We start from the raw sequence: 17,298 nt of genomic DNA, 5'->3' as shown, positions 1-17,298 counted from the left end.
CGGCCTCATGAGCCGACAGCCCGGGAACGACGTGCCGCCCGACGCCCTCGACACCCTCGAGGACGACGAGGAGGCGGTGGACGCCCTCGATACCGCCCCCGAGATCGATTTCGACCTCGATGCCGGCGCGGGCGCGATCCAGGCCGGCACGGCGGTGATCCGCCGGTTCTGGACCACCCTGCCGACCTCGCCCGGCGTCTACCGGATGTTCGACGCCAAGGGCGACGTGCTCTACGTCGGCAAGGCCAAGAACCTGAAGAACCGGGTCGGGTCCTATGCGCGGGGCCAGGCGCATACCAACCGCATCGCCCGGATGATCGCCGAGACGGCCTCGATGGAGTTCGTCACCACGGCGACCGAGACCGAGGCCCTGCTGCTGGAGGCCAACCTCATCAAGCAGCTGAAGCCCCGCTTCAACGTGCTGATGCGGGACGACAAGTCCCTGCCCTACATCCTGCTCACCGCCGATTCCGACGCGCCGCAGCTCGTCAAGCATCGCGGGGCGCGGCGCCGGGCCGGCCATTACTACGGCCCCTTCGCCAGTGTCTGGGCGGTCAACCGCACGGTCAACGCGCTCCAGCGCGCCTTCCTGCTGCGTTCCTGCTCCGACAGCTACTTCGAGAACCGGACCCGGCCCTGCCTGCTCTACCAGATCAAGCGCTGCTCGGGCCCCTGCACCCACGAGATCTCGGTCGAGGATTACGCCGTCCTGGCGGCGGAGGCGCGGGGCTTTCTCTCGGGCAAGTCCAACGCCGTGAAGGAGCGCATGGCCGCCGAGATGCAGGCCGCCTCCGATTCCTGGGAATTCGAGAAGGCGGCGCGCTACCGCGACCGCATCGCCGCGCTGGCCGCCATCCAGGGCGTGCAGGGCGTGAACACGCAGGGCATCGAGGAGGCCGACGTCTTCGCCCTCGACGAGCAGGCCGGTCAGTTCTGCATCGAGGTGTTCTTCTTCCGCAACTGGCAGAACTGGGGCAACCGGGCCTATTTCCCGAAGGCCGACCGCAGCATGAGCCCGTCCGAGGTGCTGGCCTCGTTCCTGGCCCAGTTCTACGACGACAAGCCGGCGCCCCGGCTGGTGCTGGTCTCGCACGAGATCGAGGATGCGGAACTCCTGGCCGCCGCGCTCTCGACGCGGAGCGAGAACCGGGTCGAGATCCACTGCCCGAAGCGGGCCGAGCGCAAGAACCTCGTCGACTACGCCGCCCGCAACGCCCGCGAGGCCCTCGCCCGGCGCCTCGCCGACACCGCCTCGCAGGGCAAGCTGCTGGCGGCGCTCGGCACGTCGTTCGGTCTCGGCTCGGCGCCGCGGCGCATCGAGGTCTACGACAACTCGCACATCATGGGAACGAACGCCGTCGGTGCGATGATCGTCGCGGGGCCGACCGGCTTCATGAAGACCCACTACCGGACCTTCACCATCAAGTCCGAGGAGGTGAAGCCCGGCGACGATTACGGCATGATGCGCGAGGTGCTGCAGCGCCGGTTCGCCCGTCTGGTCAAGGAGCATCCGCGGACCACGGCCGAGGCCGCCCGGGCCGCCGCCGAAGGCGGGCCGGCGGAGCCCGTGCCCGCGCCCGATCCCGCCGATGCGGAGACCTTCCCGGCCTGGCCCGACCTGGTGCTGATCGACGGCGGCCGCGGCCAGCTCGAGGCGGCCCGCAAGGCGCTCGACGAGATCGGGGTCACCGACGTGCCGCTGGTCGGCATCGCCAAGGGGCGCGACCGCGATGCGGGACGCGAGACCTTCTTCGTGCCCGGCCAGGCGCCGTTCCGGCTGCCGCCGCGGGACCCGGCGCTCTACTTCGTCCAGCGCCTGCGCGACGAGGCCCACCGCTTCGCCATCGGGGCGCACCGGGCCAAGCGCAAGCGCGAGATGGTAAAGAATCCCCTCGACGAGATCCCGGGCATCGGCCCGACGCGCAAGCGCGCGCTCCTGCACCATTTCGGGACGGTGAAGGCGATCCAGCGCGCCGCACTCGAGGACCTCGCCAGGACGCCGGGGGTGAACGCCGCGACGGCCCGCGCCGTCTACGACTTTTTTCACGCGGATGCGTGATTCGACGCCGATGCGCGACGCCCCGTCCGAGCCGAGTTCTGTTGACGCCGCCTCCCCCCGCGTGGTTTCACCGATGGCGATGAACGTGGTCGTACCCCGGCGCCGCTCGACGGCCCTGAACCTCGCCAACCTGCTGACCTACGGCCGCCTGGTCGCGGTCCCGGTGGTGGTGGCGCTGCTGTTCTGGCCGCAGGACGAGACGGCGCGCTGGATCGCCGTCGCGGTCTTCGTCGTCGCGGCGATCACCGATTACCTCGACGGCTACGTCGCCCGCACCTATTCGCAGAGCTCGGCGCTCGGGCGCATGCTCGATCCGATCGCCGACAAGCTCCTCGTCGCCGCGAGCCTCCTGATGCTCTGCGCCGACGGCACGATCCGCGGCTGGTCGCTCTGGGCGGCGATCGTGATCCTGTGCCGCGAGATCCTGGTCTCGGGCCTGCGCGAGTACCTGGCCGAGCTGAAGGTCGGCGTGCCGGTGAGCCGGGTCGCCAAGTGGAAGACGGGGGTGCAGCTCGTGGCGCTCGGCGTGCTGATCGCGGGACCTGCCGGCGAGCGGGTGCTGCCCGGCAACGGCACCCTCGGGCTCGTCCTCCTCTGGCTCGCCGCCGCGCTGACCCTCTATACCGGCTACGACTACATGCGCTCCGGCATCCGCCACGTCATCGACGACGAGAGATGAGCGAGTCACGATGAAGCTCGTCTACTTCGCCTGGGTCCGCGAGCGGATCGGCCGCCCCGAGGAAAGCCTCGACCTGCCGCCGGAGGTGGCCACCGTCGCCGACCTCGTCGCCTGGCTGAAGGGCCGCGGCGAGGAATACGCCTACGCCTTCGAGACCGAGGGCGTGGTGCGGGCGGCGGTCGACCGGGTCCATGCCAAGCCCGAGACGCGGCTCGCCGGCGCGAGCGAGGTGGCGTTCTTCCCGCCGATGACCGGGGGTTGAGCGCCATCCCCGATCCGACGCTCTCCGTACGAGGGCCGGTTCGTCTCTCGCGCCGATCCTGACACTCTCCGGGTCATCCCGGGACCGCGGACCGTGCCGGACCGGGCGGGATTCGCTCCGCCCTCGTCGGAAGCGCTTGCCGCTCCGGATCCCGGGCTCCGCTTCGCGGTTCCGGATCGACGCGGAGCGGCGTCGATGCGAGCGCACAATCGACCGGCCTCGGTCATCAACCGGCTCCGAAGGTTCCCCATGCCCCGCTCCCTCCCGCTCCTCGCGGCCCTCGTCTCGTCCGTCCTGGCCTCCGCCGCGTCGGCCGAGACGGTGACGGTCGGCCCGGTGCTGGAGCATCGCGGGATGTGCGAGGCCTCCGGCGCGGTGGCCTATCCGCGCGGCAGCGTCGGCGACCGCTTCCTGGTGGTCGACGACGAATCCGCCGTCATGGGCCTCTACCGGGCGGGTGCCGGCGGCGAGGCACTGCCCCTCGGCGGCGCCGACCTCGCCGTCCCGCTCGGCCTCACGCCGGAGGACCGCAAGGCCGACCTCGAATCCGCGACCTGGCTCGGCGCCGATCTCTACGTGCTCGGCTCGCACAGCCGCCGGCACGGCGGCAGGCAGAGCCCCGGCCGCGGGCGCCTCCTGGCGATGACGGTGACGGAGTCGGGCGCCGGGCCGACCCTGGTCCCGAAGGGACAGGCGGTCAAAGGGCTGCCGCAGGCCCTCGCCGCCCTGTCGCCCCTGTTCGCGGCGCGGATCGGCCTCGGCGTGCCGGCCCGAGACGACCTCGACCCGAAGCGCAAGGGCTTCAACATCGAGGGCATGGCGCCCCGCCCGGACGGCACATCCCTCTGGCTCGGCCTGCGCAACCCCCTCGACACCGACGCCAACGCCCTGCTGGTCCCGCTCGAGAACCCCGCCGAGGCGATCCACGGGGCCGCCCCGCGCCTCGGCCCGCCGGTCGCCCTCGACCTCAAGGGCCGCGGCATTCGCGACATCGCCTACTCGCCCGAGGCGAAGATCTACCTGATCCTCGCCGGCGGTGCGGGCGGGGGTGGAGAGCCGTTCGACCTCTACCGCTGGTCGGGCGAGCCGGGCGCGACGCCGGTCCGGGTCGCGGGCGCGGCGGCGGCCTTCGCGGCGATTCCCGATTTCCAGCCCGAGGCGGTGCTGGTCGGCCCGGCCGGCGACCGGGTCCAGGTGCTGAGCGACGACGGCGAGGCGCTGGGCTCCGACGGCAAGCCGTGCGAGGAGTCGAAGGACGGGAAGCGGTTCCGGAGCCTGACGCTCGACCTCCGGTGAGTGGGGCGGAGCGTCGGCGACAGGCGATCGTGGCGAGTCAGACGACCTTCAGTTGATCGCCCGGCGATTGCTGCGCAACCGCGTTCGCAATGCGAAGTTCGGCTTCGCTCAGACGCCGCGCGGGCTGATGATACCATTTCCGGAAGTCATCGTCCGGAAATGGCATCACTCCTTCAGCGCCGCCGCGAATTCCTGCGCGTTGTGGCGCATCATCGCGACATAGGTCGGCGCCGGGCCGCCGGGCTCCGACAGGGCGTCGGAGAAGACCCGCCCGCCCGCCTTGGCGCCGCTCTCGCGGGCGATCTGCTGCATCAGCCGCGGGTCGGAGACGTTCTCGAGGAACAAAGCCGGGATCTTGTCGCGACGGACCTGGCGGACGATGGCGGCGACGTCGCGGGCGGTGGCCTCGCTCTGGCTCGATACGCCCTGAGGGGCGAGGAAGCGCAGGCCGTAGGCCTTGGCGAAGTACCCGAAGGCGTCGTGGGTGGTGACGATGCGCCGGCGCGCCTCGGGGATGACGGCGAGCGCCGCACGGATCTCGGCGTCGAGCGCGTCGAGCTGCGCCAGGTAGGCTGACGTATTGGCCTCGTAGGTCGCCTTGCCGTCGGGATCGATACCGGCCAATCCGTCGCGGATATTCGCCACGTAGCGCTTCGCGTTGGCGACGTCCTGCCAGGCATGGGGATCGACGGCATGGTCGTGACCGTGGCTCGCCCCGCCCTCGTCGTCCTCCTCGATCGGGACGATGCCCTTCGAGGCGACGACGACCTTGGCCTTGGTGCCGGAGGCCTTGATCAGGCGGTCCATCCAGCCCTCGAAGCCGAGGCCGTTCACCACCACCAGCCGGGCGGCCGCCACGGCTTGCGCGTCGGCCGGCGCCGGCACGAAGCTGTGGGCGTCGCCGTTCGGCCCGACCAGGGTGGTGACCGCGACCCGATCGCCGCCGACCTGGCGCACGAGGTCGCCGAGGATCGAGAAGGTCGCCACGACCCTCGCGGGCTCCGCCCGCCCGGGCGCACTCCATCCGAGCGCCACGGCCAGCAGCAGCATCCCGATCCTTACCCTGTCCATCACGCCGGTCCCTCGCTCGATGCCGCGCCTGCCCTAGGCCGGCGCGCGCCCAATTGCAATAATGTTACATCTCCGCGGCGCGAGAATCGGTCCCGGAGTTGACCTGGGTCGAGGACAGGCCGCGGCGGCCCCGTCCACGGTCGCGGGTCACGCCGTCCCTGCCGTTCCCGCTCGGACGGCGTCGCCGGCAGGCAGGGGCATCGCGCCTGCCGCCCGGAGTTCCCCAGCGCCCCCCACCCGTCCGGCCGAACGCTGCGCCCCCGCCGTCGGAGGACGCCGGCCCCGGGATACCTGCCGGGCAGCACCGCCTCCGTTTAGGGCTTCCTTAACCATGACCCGCGATGGTCCCCTCACATGAACACCGAGGAGGTCGGGATGGATCACGTCGAGACCAGCATCCGCGAACGGGCCTATGCCCTGTGGGAGCGCGACGGCCGTGCACCGGGCCGCGCCGAGCATTACTGGCATCTGGCCGAGCGGGAACTGGCCGCGCAGATGGGGCAGCCGGCGACCGAGGCCGTCGCCCGGGAGATCGTCGCCGAGCCGATCGTTGCCGCCGAGATCGTTGCCAAACCGGTGCGCAAGCCGGCGGCCCGCAAGCCCGCCGCGCCCAAAAGCCCTGCCGCGAAGAGCGCCGCGGCCAAGACGGTAGCCGAGGTGGCCGAGGCCGCCGCGAAGCCGGCCCCGCGCCGGCGTCGGGCCACCGCCGAGACCGTCACGACCCACTGAGGACCGCCGGCCTTATCGTCCTCGGGCGTCTTGCACGACCTCATCGGGCTTCTTGCACGCCCGACGCGTTCAGCCCCTTCCGCCCTGCGGGAGGGGCTTTTCGTCGTGCCGGGCCCGGACCGGCACCGCGCCGCGGCGCCGGACCCGCCACAGCAGCGCCACGAGGCCGACGTCGATCACCCCGAGGATCGCCAGCACGAGCAAGGCCGCGTCGGCACCGCCATGGGCGATGAGATAGGCGCCGGCGGAGGGCGCGAGGGCCTGCGCGGCGAGGTTCGGCTTCGCGAGGCGGCCGAGGAGCGCGGCATAGCGCTCGGGGCCGAACAGGGCGAGGGGCAGGGTGCCGCGCCCGATCGAGTAGAGCCCGTTGCCTGCGCCGTAGACCATAAGCACCAGGGCAGGCGCCTGGAGCCCGGACCCGAGCAGGACGAGGCCGAGCGCCATCAGGACCACGGCGATCGTGAGCGTCCAGATCGGGTGGTGGCGGCTGCGGTTGGCGACCTCCAGGAGCCGCGCCCCGACCTGCGACGGCCCGACCAGGGTGCCGAGCGATACCGCGGCGGCGAGCGACAGGCCGCGATCCTGCAGCAGCGTCAGCAGGTGGACCGAAACGATCGAGGTGGCGATGCCGGTGCAGGTCACCACGGCGGCGAGCACCAGGAAGGTCGGTCGCTCGGCGGGATCGAGCGCCGCCTCGGACCGCCCTCCCCCCGTGGCAGCCGGCCTCGGGGCCGCGGGCGGGACCAGGCCCAGCACCAGCGGCAGGCACACGGCGATCTCCAGCGCCGCGTAGGTCAGGCAGGTGCCGCGCCAGCCGAGATGGGCGAGCAGGAAGGCCGAGAGCGGCCAGCACAGGGTGCTGGAGAAGCCGCCCCACAGGGTCAACGCGGTGATCGCCGGGCGTGCGTCGGCACCGTAGAGCCTGCCGAGGGTGGCGAAGGCGGCATCGTAGAGCCCCGACCCCATCCCGGCCCCGATCACCAGCCAGGCCAGCGCGAAGACCGGCAGGTTCGGCGCCAGCGCCAGCCCGACGAGCCCGGCGGCGAGCAGCAGGCTCGAGACCGCCAGGACCGGCCGGCCGCCGTGGCGCCCGATCATCCGGCCCGCCATCGGCGCGACGGCGCCCGCCACCAGCATGCCGGCGGTGAGACTGCCGAAGATCCAGGGCAGCGGCCAGCCGGTCTCCGCCGCGATCGACGGACCGAGCACCGTCAGCAGGTAGTAGCTGCAGCCCCAGGCGAGGATCTGCACGATGCCGAGGCCGGAGATGACCGGCCAGCGCCGCTGCGGGATCGCGGGAATCATCGGGAGCCGGCGACCCGGCGACCCTGCGCGTCGACCGCCCGCTCGCCGTCCTCCCCGACGAACTCCGCCCTCACAGCTGGCAGCAGATCCCGCACCCGCTCGGAGGGGCGGCACAGGAGCATGCGGCCCGGGCTCGCCACCAGCGGGCGCGCGAGCGGGACGGGATGGGTGGCGATCGCGTCGGGGTGCCGGTCGTCGGTGGGAGCGGCCTCGTCGAGGCCGGGCGCGACGAAGGGGGTGCCCGTCCTGGGCAGCACGTCGCGCACCGAGAGCCCGACCCGGTCGAGGAGCCGCCGCAGCAGCGCCCGCGTCGGCGGGGTCTTCAGGGACGCGACGATGCGGGGCTCGATGCCGGCATCGCGGATCTTCGCCAGCACGGTGCGCGAGGTGCCGCAGACCGGATTGTGGTCGATGACGACGTCCATGGGCGGCCTCACGCAGCGGGCGGCTCGTCGCGGACCCCGCATCCTTTGCCAATCTCTAACGACTTCGCGGGACATTCGTCCACAGGATCCAGCCGGGCTTGAGGAACATCCCCGGAACACCCATCTAAGATGCTGATTTTCTTGGCCTTCCGTCTGTCGTGCCGGCACATGGCGCTGGTGCTCGGCGGCAAAATCGGCTAAGCCGGCCACGAGTGTGTGAGCCCGCGCGGGCCGCGACGAGAGATAGACCTTGGCAGAGAACGACCCGACCGGCGCCCCCCCGCCCGCGACCGACATCAAGCCCGTCTCGATCACCGACGAGATGCGCCAGTCCTACCTGGCCTACGCGATGAGCGTCATCGTCAGCCGGGCCCTGCCGGATGCGCGCGACGGCCTCAAACCCGTGCATCGCCGCATCCTGTACTCCATGTACGAGAACGGCTACCTGCCGGACCGCAAGTACGTGAAGTCGGCGCGCATCGTCGGCGACGTGATGGGTCAGTATCACCCGCACGGCGACCAGTCGATCTACGACGCCCTCGTCCGCATGGCGCAAGACTTCGCGATGCGGCTGATGCTGGTCGACGGCCAGGGCAATTTCGGCTCGGTCGACGGCGACCCGCCGGCGGCGATGCGCTACACCGAATCGCGCCTCGCGAAGCCCTCGATGGCCCTCCTCGAGGACATCGACAAGGACACCGTCGACTTCAACCCGAACTACGACGAGTCGAAGGACGAGCCGGCGGTCCTGCCCGCCCGCTTCCCCAACCTCCTCGTCAACGGCGCCGGCGGCATCGCGGTCGGCATGGCGACCAACATCCCGCCGCACAACCTCGGTGAGGTGATCGACGGCTGCATCGCCCTCATCGACGATCCGGCCATCACCATCGAGGGCCTGAACGACATCATCCCGGGGCCGGACTTCCCGACCGGCGGCTCGATCCTCGGGCGCTCGGGCACCCGCTCGGCCTACATGACCGGCCGCGGTTCGGTCATCATGCGGGCGAAGTCGCACATCGAGGAGCTGCGCAAGGAGCGCGAGGCCCTGATCTTCACCGAGATCCCGTATCAGGTGAACAAGGCGTCGCTGGTCGAGAAGATCGCCGATCTGGTGCGCGAGAAGCGCGTCGAGGGCATCGCCGACCTGCGCGACGAATCCGACCGCGACGGCATGCGCATCGTCGTCGAGCTGAAGCGCGACGCCGTGGCCGACGTGGTGCTGAACCAGCTCTACCGCTACACGCCTTTGCAGACGAGCTTCGGCTGCAACATGGTGGCGCTGAACGGCGGCCGGCCCGAACTCCTCAACCTCAAGGACCTGATCCAGGCCTTCATCGACTTCCGCGAGGAGGTCGTCTCCCGCCGCACCAAGTTCCTGCTCAACAAGGCGCGGGAACGGGCGCACGTGTTGTGCGGGCTGGCCATCGCGGTCGCCAATATCGACGAGGTGATCCGGCTGATCCGCACCTCGCCGGATCCGAACTCGGCCCGCGAGGCCCTGATGGCCCGCGACTGGCCGGCGGAGGACATCGCGCCGCTGATCGCGCTCGTCGACGATCCGCGCCATCGCCTGCGCGAGGACGGCACCTACCGCCTGTCCGAGACCCAGGCCCGCGCCATCCTCGACCTTCGCCTGCAACGCCTCACCGCGCTCGGCCGCGACGAGATCGGCGACGAGCTGAAGCGGCTCGCCGACGAGATCGCCGACTATCTCGACATCCTGCGCTCGCGCGCCCGCATCATGGGCATCGTCAAGCACGAGCTGGCGGAGGTGCGGGCCGAGTACGCGACCCCGCGCAGAACCGAGATCCTCGACTGGGATTCCAGCGTCGAGGACGAGGACCTGATCCAGCGCGAGGACATGGTCGTGACCGTGTCCCATGCCGGCTACATCAAGCGGGTGCCGCTCTCGACCTACCGGGCACAGCGCCGCGGCGGCAAGGGCCGGGCCGGCATGTCGATGCGCGACGAGGATTTCGTCACCCGGCTGTTCGTCGCCAACACCCATACGCCGGTGCTGTTCTTCTCCTCGCAGGGCCAGGCCTACAAGGAGAAGGTGTGGCGGCTGCCGCTCGCGGCGCCGAACGCGCGCGGCAAGGCGCTCGTCAACATCCTGCCCCTCGACCAGGGCAAGGAGCGCATTACCACGATCATGCCGCTGCCCGAGGACGAGGCGTCCTGGGAGACCCTGGACGTGATGTTCGCCACGGCCTCCGGCAGCGTCCGGCGCAACAAGCTGTCCGACTTCGTGCAGGTGAACCGCAACGGCAAGATCGCCATGAAGCTCGACGAGGGCGACCACATCGTCCATGTCGAGATCTGCACGGAAGGCGACGACGTGCTGCTGACGACGGGCGCGGGCCAGTGCATCCGCTTCCCCGTGACCGACGTGCGGGTGTTCAAGGGCCGCGACTCGACCGGGGTGCGCGGCATCAACCTCGGCAAGGGCGATCGGGTCATCTCGATGACGATCCTGCGCCACTTCGAGGCCTCGCCCGAGGAGCGCCAGGCCTACCTCAAGCGCGCCAATGCCGATCGCCGCGCCACCGGCGAGGCGATCGAGCTGCCGGCGGCGCCGGAGCCCGAGGCCGAGGAGACGACGGCCTCGATCGATCTGGAGCAGGACCGCTACATCGCCATGGGGGCGGCGGAGCAGTTCGTCCTCACCCTGTCGGAGCGCGGCTTCGGCAAGCGCACCTCGTCCTTCGAGTACCGGATCTCCGGCCGCGGCGGCAAGGGCATCAAGGCGATGGAGGTCAATGCCCGCAACGGCACCCTCGTGGCCTCGTTCCCGGTCGAGACCAGCGACCAGATCATGCTGGTCACCGATGCCGGCAAGCTGATCCGCGTGCCGGTGGACGACATCCGGGTGGTCGGCCGCGCCTCTCAGGGCGTCACGGTGTTCAACACCGACAAGACCGAGAAGGTGGTGTCGGTGGAACATATCGAGGGCGAGGGCGAGGCGGAGGTCGAGATGGATGGGGAGGCGGAGGGGGCCTGAGCCCCCTCATGGCTGCGTGTAGGGCCGTCGCCTTTCCATCTCGACGGCCCTGACACCCTCCACCTGACTGCTGGACCCCGCTCCAGAGCATGGTCCGACGAAGCGGAGCCGGTTCGTCGCCGAAAATGCGGCACAATCGAAAATCGAGAGCAGCGTTCGATGGCAGCGCGACCGGGCGCTGCTCTCGCGGTTGCGGGTATCGACTGTGGCCTTCCCGGGTTCGAGTACGGTCCACTCCCTCGAGAAGGCAGAACTCAGACCCTCACCGTCCGATCCCGCGCCGCGAACAGCCCGAAAGTTCCCGCCGCCAGGCATAGGGCCACGTAGAGCGCCGCCGGCCAGCCCCAGCCGCCGCTCACCTCGTGGACGATGCCGACCAGGAACGGCCCCAGGGCCGCGCCGCAATAGCCGACGCCCTGTGCCATGGCGGAGAGCTCGGCGGCGGCGCGGGGGTCGCCGGCGCGCAGCACGATCAGGGTCAGGGCGAGGCCGAAGCAGCCGCCGAGCCCGAGGCCGAGCAGCAGCGCGAAACCCCAAGCGAGGGCCAGCGGGCCGAGGAGCAGCCCGGCGAAGCCGACGAGCGGCAGGCTGACGACCAGCACCACCCAGGGCCGCTGGTCCGGCCGGCGTGCCGCGAGCGTCGGCACCACCAAGGCCAGCAGACCTTGCGCCAGCGCCGAGACCGAGGCGACGAGGCCGGCGGTCACGATGTCGAAGCCGCGATCGACCAGGGCGGCGGGCAGCCAGCCGAACACGATGTAGGCCAGCGACGATTGCAGGCCCATGAAGGCCGTGACCTGCCAGGCCAGGGGATCGCGCCACAGCGCCCCGCTCGGCCGCGCGGCGACCCCGGAGGGCAGCGGCCGGCCGCGCGCGAAGGGCAGCCAGGCGGCAGCTGCGACGAGGGCGGGGGCGGCCCACAGCATCAGGGCGCCCTCCCAGCCGAGGCCGAGCGCCTGGCGCACCGGCACGGTGAAGCCCGCCCCGGCGGCGGCGCCGAGGCACAGGAGGGCGGTGTAGAGCCCGGTCATCAGCCCGGCCCGGTCGGGAAAGTCGCGCTTGACGATGCCGGGCAGGATCACCCCGACGATCCCGATCGCCGCGGCGGCGACCACCGAGCCGAGGAACAGCAGCGGCACCCCGCCGAGCCCCCGCAAGGTCAAGCCGAGGGCCAGCACCGCCAGGGCCGCCAGCACCCCGGCATCCGGCCCGATGCGCCGCACCAGCAGCGGCGCCAGACGGCCGAACACCCCGAGGCACAGGACCGGCAGGGTGACGAGGGCGCCCGCCAGCGCCGCCGACAGGCCGGTCTCGGCCCGGATGCCTGGCAGGAGCGGACCGACGCTCGACAGGGCCGGCCGGAGATTGAAGGCGACCAGCATCAGCCCGAGGCCGATCAGGACCGGCGGAAAGCCGGCCGGCGCCCTCCCCGGCCGCGCGGCAGCGGCGCCCGGCGCCCGTTCGATGGTTCGCACCCGCATCCTCCCGTCGCGCTCATGCGCGATTTTTCCTCGCGCGTGAGCGCGCGTTCGGGGGCGTCATAGCGTCAAGGCGGGCCGGCGAGCAGCGAAACCTGTGCAACCCCGCATCCCGCGGGGCGGCCCGGGCACGGCATCACTCCGACGGGGCATCGGGGCCGGGGCCGATCGCCTCGACCAGGCTGATGATGCGCCGGCGCACCTGGCCGTCGGTGATGCGCTGGAAGGCGCGGACCAGTTGCAGGTCCTGGCTGGTCCAGAACACGTCGTGGGCCGAGGTGTCGGAGGCCGGCTCGGTCGGGGTCTCGTCGCGCCCGCCGTCCTGGCGCGGGGCCCCCTCGTAGAAGAAGTTCACCGGCACGCCCAGCATGTCGGCGATCTGGCGCAGCCGGCTGGCGCTGATCCGATTGGCGCCCTTCTCGTATTTCTGGATCTGCTGGAAGGTCACGCCGAGGGCATCACCCAGCTTCTCCTGGCTCACGCCGACGAGAAGTCGACGGACGCGCACACGATGCCCGACATGACGATCGACAGGATCGGGGGCCTTCTTCACAATGACGCTCCGCGGGGCGGGAAAGACGCGCGGCGATAACGCGCGCCGAGGGCTATCAAGCCGCACCCTAGAAGCATGGCGAGGAAAATTAAATCACCGAATCGTACGTACGACGTGCTTTCCCTAAGGTTTCGCGGGAGGTTGCGATCGAGCACCCCCTCGACCCCGACCGACAACATCCCGGTCACCCGGCCATAAGGATCGACCACCGCGCTGATCCCGGTATTGGCAGCGCGGACGAGAGGAATTCCTTCCTCGACCGCGCGCAGGCGGGCCTGGGCGAAGTGCTGGCGCGGCCCGGGCGTGTCGCCGAACCAGCCGTCGTTTGTGACGTTGAGAAGGAGGCCCGGATGGGCGTGCCGCGAGGCGACGGCGCCGGGAAAGATCGCCTCGTAGCAGATCGAGGGCGCCACCGGCGGCAGGCCCGGCACCGCGAGCGAGGGCCGCTCCCGCGCCTCCCCAGGGGTGAAGCCGCCCGGCACCGCCACGAACTGCTTGAGCCCGAGGGTCCGCAGCAGGGTGTCGACCGGCGCCGGCAGGTACTCGCCGAACGGCACGAGGTGGAGCTTGTCGTAGCGCCCGCCGACGAGGCCGTCCTGCCCGATCATCAGGATGGAATTGTAGAAGTGCAGCCGCTCGCCCGGCAGCGGCTCGTCGGCCCGGGCCGCGCCGGTGACCAGCAGCGTGCCGGGCGGCAGGGCGGAGCCGATCCGCCGCAAGGCCTGGGGATCGCGCTGGATCAGGAACGGGAACGAGGATTCCGGCCAGATCAGGTGGGTGACGTCGCGCAGGCCCTGCCGGTCGGGCGCGGTGGCGCTGTCGCTCATCCCCAAATAGCGCTCGAGAATGCCCTCGCGGTTGCGCGGGTTGAAGCGGGCATCCTGCGGGATGTTGGCCTGGACGAGGCGCAGGCGCACGCCGGGCACCTCCGGCACCGGGCCGGAGGGCAGGCGCAGAGCCCCCCCGATCCCCAACGCCGCCACGACCGCGACGGTAGCGAGAAGCGGGCCGCACCGCCGCCGGGCTCCGCCGGCATCGGCCAGGGTGGCGGGCGCCGCGGCGCACAGCACCGCCAGGACGGTCAGGCCGTAGAGGCCGATGACCGAGGCGGCCTGCATCAGCCAGAGATTCTGGCCGAGCGCCATCCCGAGGGCGTTCCAGGGAAAGCCGGTGAAGAGGTGCCCGCGCAGCCACTCGGCCCCGGCCAGGCCGAAGGCCAGGGCGGCGATGCGGCCCGGGCCGGGCGACCACAGGAGGCGGGCGGCGGCGAAGCCCGCGCCGTAGAACAGCCCGAGCACGGCCGGCAGCCCGAGCACCCCGAGGGGCATCAGCCAGGCGAACTGATCGGCCTCGACCAGGAAGGCGGCGCCGAGCCACCACAGCCCCGCCGTGAGGTAGCCGAAGCCCCAGGCCCAGCCGATCAGGCCGGCGGCGAGCGCCGTGCCGCCGCGCCGGCCGAGGCGCGAGGAGGCGGTGGCGGCCCCGTCGAGTAGCCAGACCGCCGGCACCAGGGCGACGCAGAGGGCGGGCAGGAACCCGAAGGGCGGCATCGCCAGCGCGCCGCAGGCGCCGAAGAGCCAGGCCAGGCCCAGCCGCGTCCAGCCGGAGGTCAGGGCGATGCGGTGGGCGAGCGGCGCGAGGCCGAAGGGCGCCGCCGGGGCAGCGAGCGCCGCCCCGTCCGTGTCGGTGTCGTGCATGGGCGGGCTCGCGGGGCGGCGCCGCGCGCGACGCCGCAAAATGAGGATCAGGCGGCGGTTTCAGCCCGCAGGCCGGCCTCGCCCTCCGGCGGCGGCAGGGCCAGCGGCGTCTCGGGGCCGGTGAGGCGGGCGAGGCCGCGATGCATGCGCAGGCGCTTGATGCGCCGTGGGTCCGCATCCAGCACCTCGACCTCGAAATCGCCCGGAACGGCGATGACCTCGCCCCGTGCAGGGACGCGGCCGGCGATGGTGACGATCAGGCCGCCGAGGGTGTCGACTTCCTCGGCCGCCTCCCCCACCGCCGCCGCGAGGTCGACGCCGGTCGCCTCGGCGACGTCGTCGAGGCTGGCGCGGGCGTCGGCGACGAAGATCTCGCTCTCGCCGTCGACCTTCAGGACGCGGTGGCCCTCGGCCTCGTCGTGCTCGTCCTCGATGTCGCCGACGACGACCTCGATCAGGTCCTCGATCGAGATCAGGCCGTCGGTGCCGCCATACTCGTCGATGACGAGGGCCATGTGGGTGCGGCTCGCCTGCATCCGGGCGAGCAGGTCGATCGCCGGCATCGAGGGCGGCACGAACAGCACCGGCCGCAGGATGCGAGTGGTGGCGAGGGTCTCGGTAAGGTCGACCCCGGCGAGGTCGGGCAGGCGGTCGCCGCCGGCCTCGGCGCGGTTCGCCATGTAGTCGACGAAGTCGCGGATATGGACCATGCCGCGGGGATCGTCGAGGCTGTCGCCGTAGACCGGCAGGCGGGAATGGCCGGCACCGCGGAACACCTTGAGCAGGGTGCCGAGCGTGGTGTCGATCGAGACCGCCACCACGTCGGCCCGGGGGATCATCACGTCGTCGACCCGCACCCGGTGGAGGCTCAGCACGTTCTTGAGCATCGCCTGCTCGACCGGGGAGACGGCGTGGTCGCCGCTCTGCATCTCGGCGAGGGCGTCCGAGAGGCCGTCGCGCTGGGCGTCGCGCGTCTTCAGGTGGAAGATGCTGAGGAGGCGGTCGTACCAGGGTTCGCGCCCCGGACTGTCGTCCTCCGGAATCGCCTGCGCGGTCGCGGCGGCGCTGCGACTTCGATCGTTGCTCATGTCTCTCGCGTCTGGGGTGAGAACGTCCGCGGCTCAACCGGCCGCGTCGCCGTACGGGTCCGGCACGCCGAGGCGCCGCAGGGCAGCGACCTCCAACGCCTCCATGGCGTCGGCCTCGGCATCGCCGAGCTCGTGGTCGTGACCGAGGAGGTGCAGCGTGCCATGAACCACGAGATGGGCGAGGTGGTGGCCGAGGGGCTTGGACTGCTCCGCACTCTCGCGCAGGAGTGTGTCATAGGCAAGAACGACGTCGCCGAGCAGGCGCGGCCCGCCGCCATGGGGCTGCTCGTTGGGGAAGGACAGCACGTTGGTCGGCTTGTCCTTGCCCCGCCAGGTGCGGTTCAGCTCCTGCACCGCGGCATCGTCGGTCAGCACGAGGCTGATCTCGATCGGGCCGCCGGGCGGCACGATGGCGAGCGCCGCCTCGACGGCATCGGCCACGAAGGCCTCGAGGTCGGGCGCCACGCCCTCCCAGCGCGGATCCTCGACGGCGACGTCAATCTCGTTCTCGTGCCGGCTCACGGCAGCGCCCCCCGGCGCGGGGGAGTCGGGCGCTGGGGCATCTCGTCCTGGTGCTCCCTCGCATCGGTCTCGTAGGCCGTGACGATCCGGCGCACCAGGTCGTGGCGCACCACGTCGACGTCCCGAAACGTCACCCGCCCGACGCCCTCGACGCCGTCGAGGATCCGCACGGCCTCGACGAGGCCGGATCTCTGGCCCGGCGGCAGGTCGATCTGGCTCGGATCGCCGGTGACGATCATGCGCGAATTCTCGCCGAGCCGGGTCAGGAACATCTTCATCTGCATCGAGGTGGTGTTCTGCGCCTCGTCGAGCAGCACCACCGCGTTGGTCAGGGTCCGGCCGCGCATGAAGGCGAGGGGCGCGATCTCGATCATGCCGGTCTGGAGGCCGCGATCGACGTGGCGCGCCTCCATGAAGTCGTAGAGGGCGTCGTAGATCGGGCGAAGATACGGATCGACCTTCTCGCGCATGTCGCCGGGCAGGAAGCCGAGGCGCTCACCCGCCTCGACCGCCGGGCGCGACAGGATCAGCCGCTCGGCATGGCCCTGCTCGAGGAGCGAGACGGCATAGCCGACGGCGAGCCAGGTCTTGCCGGTGCCGGCCGGGCCTTCCGCGAAGACCAGCTCGTGGGCGCGCAACGCCCGGATATAGGCGTCCTGGGCCGCGTTGCGGGCCCGCACGCCGCCGCGGCGCCGGGTGGCGATCTGGTCGAAGGAGGGCCGCTCGCCGTCGGCCGGAGCCTCGGCCGGCGAGAACAGGTTGCCCTGGAGCGAACTCTCCTGGATCACCCCGTCGACGTCGCCGAGGGTGAGCGGCGTCCCGCCCCCGTCGCGGACGCGGGTATAGAGCAGTTCCAGCACCCGCCGCGCCCGCTCGGTCGAATCGGGCGGGCCCTTGACGACGACGTGGTTGCCGAGCGCGGTCGCCACCACGCCGAGACGGCGCTCGAGATGGGCGACGTTCTGGTCGTACTGGCCGAAGACCAGGCTCGCCAGCCGGTTGTCGTCGAAGGTGAGCGCGATCTCGGCGGCCTCGCTCAAGCCTGCCACCACCCGCGGCGCGAGTTCGCGCTCGCGCGCGTCGCGTCCCTTCGGCCCGCGGCCGCCCGCCTCTCCCATCGGCATCCTGTCGTT

At 71.6% G+C, this 17,298-nt stretch carries 15 protein-coding genes; 6 read left to right on the top strand and 9 right to left on the bottom strand.

Annotated elements, in window-relative coordinates; translation table 11 throughout:
• Positions 1–7: 7 nt before the first annotated feature.
• The 4 genes from uvrC (at position 8) to G4G93_RS27785 (ending at position 4,296) form a co-directional block, all read left to right on the top strand.
• Positions 8–2,059, top strand: coding sequence for an excinuclease ABC subunit UvrC (uvrC, locus tag G4G93_RS27800; RefSeq protein WP_165089275.1), 2,052 nt, complete (start codon positions 8–10; stop codon positions 2,057–2,059).
• Between the two features lie 79 nt (positions 2,060–2,138).
• Positions 2,139–2,738, top strand: coding sequence for a CDP-diacylglycerol--glycerol-3-phosphate 3-phosphatidyltransferase (gene pgsA / locus G4G93_RS27795; protein WP_165089346.1), 600 nt, complete (start codon positions 2,139–2,141; stop codon positions 2,736–2,738).
• 10 nt (positions 2,739–2,748) lie between these two features.
• Positions 2,749–3,000, top strand: coding sequence for a molybdopterin converting factor subunit 1 (gene moaD, locus G4G93_RS27790; protein WP_165089273.1), 252 nt, complete (start codon positions 2,749–2,751; stop codon positions 2,998–3,000).
• A 249-nt stretch (positions 3,001–3,249) separates the two neighbouring features.
• Positions 3,250–4,296, top strand: a complete 1,047-nt coding sequence (locus G4G93_RS27785; protein ID WP_165089270.1) for a DUF3616 domain-containing protein — start codon at positions 3,250–3,252, stop codon at positions 4,294–4,296.
• A gap of 165 nt (positions 4,297–4,461) precedes the next feature.
• Here G4G93_RS27785 and G4G93_RS27780 read toward each other — a convergent pair whose 3' ends face one another.
• On the bottom strand, positions 4,462–5,367 hold the full coding sequence (locus tag G4G93_RS27780) for a metal ABC transporter substrate-binding protein (protein WP_165089268.1): 906 nt from the start codon (positions 5,365–5,367) through the stop codon (positions 4,462–4,464).
• A gap of 375 nt (positions 5,368–5,742) precedes the next feature.
• Between G4G93_RS27780 and G4G93_RS27775 the strand changes: the two genes are divergently transcribed.
• Entirely contained in the window at positions 5,743–6,096 is a 354-nt protein-coding gene (locus G4G93_RS27775) for a DUF2934 domain-containing protein (RefSeq protein WP_165089265.1), read from the top strand.
• A 69-nt stretch (positions 6,097–6,165) separates the two neighbouring features.
• Here the strand turns inward: G4G93_RS27775 and G4G93_RS27770 are convergent, their stop codons facing one another.
• Positions 6,166–7,401: an MFS transporter gene (locus G4G93_RS27770; protein ID WP_165089263.1), complete on the bottom strand. Its 1,236-nt coding sequence runs from the start codon at positions 7,399–7,401 to the stop codon at positions 6,166–6,168.
• A complete protein-coding gene (locus G4G93_RS27765; RefSeq protein WP_165089260.1) occupies positions 7,398–7,826 on the bottom strand; it encodes an ArsC/Spx/MgsR family protein in 429 nt (142 codons plus the stop codon). Before G4G93_RS27765 ends, G4G93_RS27770 begins: the two co-directional genes overlap by 4 nt.
• A 250-nt stretch (positions 7,827–8,076) precedes the next feature.
• On the opposite strand from G4G93_RS27765, the gene gyrA reads away from it, so the two are divergent.
• Positions 8,077–10,827: a DNA gyrase subunit A gene (gene gyrA / locus G4G93_RS27760; protein WP_165089258.1), complete on the top strand. Its 2,751-nt coding sequence runs from the start codon at positions 8,077–8,079 to the stop codon at positions 10,825–10,827.
• Between the two features lie 254 nt (positions 10,828–11,081).
• Here gyrA and G4G93_RS27755 read toward each other — a convergent pair whose 3' ends face one another.
• The 6 genes from G4G93_RS27755 to G4G93_RS27730 form a co-directional block, all read right to left on the bottom strand.
• Positions 11,082–12,308: an MFS transporter gene (locus G4G93_RS27755; RefSeq protein ID WP_165089257.1), complete on the bottom strand. Its 1,227-nt coding sequence runs from the start codon at positions 12,306–12,308 to the stop codon at positions 11,082–11,084.
• A 133-nt stretch (positions 12,309–12,441) separates the two neighbouring features.
• Entirely contained in the window at positions 12,442–12,858 is a 417-nt protein-coding gene (locus G4G93_RS27750) for a helix-turn-helix domain-containing protein (RefSeq protein WP_165089254.1), read from the bottom strand.
• Positions 12,855–14,555 carry an apolipoprotein N-acyltransferase gene (gene lnt, locus G4G93_RS27745; RefSeq protein ID WP_165089252.1) on the bottom strand — a complete coding sequence of 567 codons (1,701 nt, stop codon included), beginning with the start codon at positions 14,553–14,555 and terminating at the stop codon, positions 12,855–12,857. The genes G4G93_RS27750 and lnt overlap by 4 nt, the downstream gene beginning before the upstream one ends.
• Before the next feature lie 47 nt (positions 14,556–14,602).
• Positions 14,603–15,643 carry a hemolysin family protein gene (locus G4G93_RS27740; protein ID WP_165089250.1) on the bottom strand — a complete coding sequence of 347 codons (1,041 nt, stop codon included), beginning with the start codon at positions 15,641–15,643 and terminating at the stop codon, positions 14,603–14,605.
• Positions 15,644–15,676: 33 nt separating this feature from the next.
• Positions 15,677–16,165, bottom strand: coding sequence for an rRNA maturation RNase YbeY (ybeY, locus tag G4G93_RS27735; protein WP_165089248.1), 489 nt, complete (start codon positions 16,163–16,165; stop codon positions 15,677–15,679).
• Entirely contained in the window at positions 16,162–17,289 is a 1,128-nt protein-coding gene (locus tag G4G93_RS27730; RefSeq protein ID WP_165089245.1) for a PhoH family protein, read from the bottom strand. The genes ybeY and G4G93_RS27730 overlap by 4 nt, the downstream gene beginning before the upstream one ends.
• Between the last annotated feature and the right edge of the window lie 9 nt (positions 17,290–17,298).

The organism is Methylobacterium sp. DB0501, from assembly GCF_011043735.1.
GTDB classification, from domain to species: domain Bacteria; phylum Pseudomonadota; class Alphaproteobacteria; order Rhizobiales; family Beijerinckiaceae; genus Methylobacterium; species Methylobacterium alsaeris.
The sequence above is the reverse complement of the archived record's forward strand: the minus strand, read 5'-3'. Positions and strand labels throughout refer to the sequence as shown.

Coding starts and splice junctions, on each gene's coding strand:
- pgsA (WP_165089346.1), top strand. CDS start 2,139: ATGAACGTGGTCGTACCCCGGCGCCGCTCGACGGCCCTGAACCTCGCC.
- G4G93_RS27755 (WP_165089257.1), bottom strand. CDS start 12,308: ATGCGGGTGCGAACCATCGAACGGGCGCCGGGCGCCGCTGCCGCGCGG.
- G4G93_RS27765 (WP_165089260.1), bottom strand. CDS start 7,826: ATGGACGTCGTCATCGACCACAATCCGGTCTGCGGCACCTCGCGCACC.
- moaD (WP_165089273.1), top strand. CDS start 2,749: ATGAAGCTCGTCTACTTCGCCTGGGTCCGCGAGCGGATCGGCCGCCCC.
- G4G93_RS27780 (WP_165089268.1), bottom strand. CDS start 5,367: ATGGACAGGGTAAGGATCGGGATGCTGCTGCTGGCCGTGGCGCTCGGA.
- G4G93_RS27775 (WP_165089265.1), top strand. CDS start 5,743: ATGGATCACGTCGAGACCAGCATCCGCGAACGGGCCTATGCCCTGTGG.
- uvrC (WP_165089275.1), top strand. CDS start 8: ATGAGCCGACAGCCCGGGAACGACGTGCCGCCCGACGCCCTCGACACC.
- lnt (WP_165089252.1), bottom strand. CDS start 14,555: ATGCACGACACCGACACGGACGGGGCGGCGCTCGCTGCCCCGGCGGCG.
- G4G93_RS27740 (WP_165089250.1), bottom strand. CDS start 15,643: ATGAGCAACGATCGAAGTCGCAGCGCCGCCGCGACCGCGCAGGCGATT.
- G4G93_RS27770 (WP_165089263.1), bottom strand. CDS start 7,401: ATGATTCCCGCGATCCCGCAGCGGCGCTGGCCGGTCATCTCCGGCCTC.
- G4G93_RS27730 (WP_165089245.1), bottom strand. CDS start 17,289: ATGCCGATGGGAGAGGCGGGCGGCCGCGGGCCGAAGGGACGCGACGCG.
- G4G93_RS27785 (WP_165089270.1), top strand. CDS start 3,250: ATGCCCCGCTCCCTCCCGCTCCTCGCGGCCCTCGTCTCGTCCGTCCTG.